3 protein-coding genes and 1 pseudogene are annotated in these 2,213 nt (G+C 70.3%); 1 reads left to right on the top strand and 3 read right to left on the bottom strand.

Annotated elements, in window-relative coordinates; all coding sequences use genetic code 11:
• Positions 1 to 739: pseudogene (locus BN903_RS02785) on the bottom strand (hemolysin family protein); the annotation flags it as partial.
• A 168-nt stretch (positions 740 to 907) separates the two neighbouring features.
• Here BN903_RS02785 and tmk point away from each other — a divergent pair.
• Positions 908 to 1,501 carry a dTMP kinase gene (tmk, locus tag BN903_RS02780; protein ID WP_048076279.1) on the top strand — a complete coding sequence of 198 codons (594 nt, stop codon included), beginning with the start codon at positions 908 to 910 and terminating at the stop codon, positions 1,499 to 1,501.
• Positions 1,502 to 1,520: 19 nt separating this feature from the next.
• Here tmk and BN903_RS02775 read toward each other — a convergent pair whose 3' ends face one another.
• Complete coding sequence (locus BN903_RS02775; RefSeq protein WP_048076278.1) at positions 1,521 to 1,844, bottom strand: hypothetical protein; 324 nt, start codon at positions 1,842 to 1,844, stop codon at positions 1,521 to 1,523.
• 58 nt (positions 1,845 to 1,902) lie between these two features.
• On the bottom strand, positions 1,903 to 2,213 hold a 311-nt coding region (locus BN903_RS02770), incomplete at its 5' end, for a DUF5813 family protein (RefSeq protein WP_048076462.1).

The raw sequence follows: 2,213 nt of genomic DNA, 5'->3' as shown, positions 1-2,213 counted from the left end.
AGGACTGTCGCGCGGACCGCCGCCAGCGACGCGTCCGCGGACAGCGAGACCACGTCGGGCGGGGGACCATCAGCTCGCGGGCCGCGGTGTCGTCGAGCTCGAAGACCCCCTCGATCATCGCGACCTCGGACTCGTCGACGTGACCCGCATCGCCGGCGCGGGCCAGCACGCGGCGGATCTCGCGCTCTTCGAGCGTCTCGTCGCTCTCGGAGGCCGGCGGGACGCCGATCAGGCTCGTGAAGGCGTTCGCGGTCCCGTTGAACACCGCGATGCCGGGCGCGAAGATCAGGTACGAGACCCGCATCGGCGGCGCGAGCAACAGCGAGATCCGCTCCGCCTGCGCGATGGCGATGGTCTTCGGCGCGAGCTCGCCGAAGACGACGTGGAGGAACGTGATGAACGAGAAGCCGACCGCGAACGCGACGAGATGGACGAGGTTCTCGGGGAGCAGCGGCCCGAGGACCGGTTCGAGGAGCGCCGCGACCGCGGGCTCGCCGATCCACCCCAGTCCGAGCGACGCGAGCGTGATCCCGAGCTGCGTCGCCGCGAGGTAGTCGTCGAGGTTGGTCATCACCTCTTGGAGCGTCTCCGCGCCCGCCTTCCCGTCCTCGACCATCTCCTCGACCGAGGTGGCACGGATCCGGACGAACGCGAACTCGGAGGCGACGAAGAAGCCGTTGAGGACGACTAACACCAGCGCGGCCGCCACGCGCGACAGCGAGACGGCGATCGCTACCATTCGGTCCCTCCGGGCGCGCGAGCGGTTGGCGGATCGACTGTCATGGCGGGCGTTCGCGGAGCGGTCACTAAAAAGGGCTGCCGAGCGCGGGTCGCGCGTTCGGATCGCGCGCGGTCCGACGCCGCCGCGACCCGGGCCGTTTATTCCTCGCCGCGGCGGAACGCCACCATGCTGATCACGCTGGAGGGGCTCGACGGCAGCGGCAAGACGACGGTCTGGGAGGCGCTCCACGACGTGTACCCCGACGCGACGTTCACCTGCGAACCGACGGACAGCTGGTACGGCGACGCGGTGGCGCAGTCGATGGCGGACGTCGACGCCGACCCGCTCGCGGAGCTGTTCTTGTACACCGCCGACCACGCCAACCACCTCTCCGAGACGATACGCCCGGCGCTCGCCGACGGGGATCTAGTGATCTCCGACCGCTACTCGGACTCGCGGTTCGCCTACCAGGGGGCGGCGCTCGCGCGCGCCGACGTCGGCATCCAGCGACCGATGGAGTACGTTCAGGGCGTCCACGCGGCGTTCTCGCGCGAGCCGGACGCGACGGTTTACCTCGATCTCGACCCGGAGACCGCGGCCGAGCGCGCCGGCCGGACGGACAAGTTCGAGCGGGACGGCTACCTCGCGGCCGTCGGCGAGAACTACGAGCGCCTGCTGGAGGCCGACCCCGGGCGGTTCCACCGCGTCGACGCGACGCGACCGCCGGAGGACGTCATCGCGCGGGTGGAGTCGATCGTCGCCGACCTTCTTGAGCGCTGATTCGGCGATATCCGCCACGTCAGCGCGTGTCCGGCAGTTCGTACTCCTCGGGCGACGGCACGTAGAGGTAGTCGATCGCGACGCCCAGCGCGAGCGGGAGCGCGATGAGCAGCGCCAGCAGGATCGTCGAGCTTCCGATATCGATCCCGGTCCCGACGCCGAGCGCGCCGGTGAACACGAGCGTCGAGACGAGCAACAGCAGGGGGGTCAAGACGATCGTGTACACGACCGAGCCCCACGACGTCGACAGCTGGAGCCGGAAGAATCGGGTGGCGACCCCGGCGAGGAACGTGTGGAACGCGACCAGCGCGAGGAGGCTGCCGAACCCGAACAGCGCGAGCATGGATGTCGTACGGGCCGCCGACACTTCCCCCTATCGACCACGGAGGAGTCGGGTCGCGTCAGACCGCGCCGTCGTTCCCGTGCCGTCGCGCGGCCGAGAGCAACTCCGAGACCGGCCCCGTGTACTCGTAGCCGGGGATCACGCCTTGAACGTACGTCCCCTCGACGAAGTCGATCAGCGCGCCCGCGTCGTCGACGCCGCGCCGCTCGTTGCCGTCCGTGAGCGCGTAGGTGACCGCGATCTCGTCGCCGTCGGTCTCGACGACGGGGTCGAACTCGCGCTCGCGGCGAGTGACGCCGCCGACGTCGACGACGCGGCGCTCGAACGTGTCGGCCCAGCCGTCCTCGACCACGTCGGCGACCTCGTCGG

This window comes from Halorubrum sp. AJ67 (genome assembly GCF_000513435.1).
This window is presented reverse-complemented; position numbering and strand designations above follow the sequence as displayed.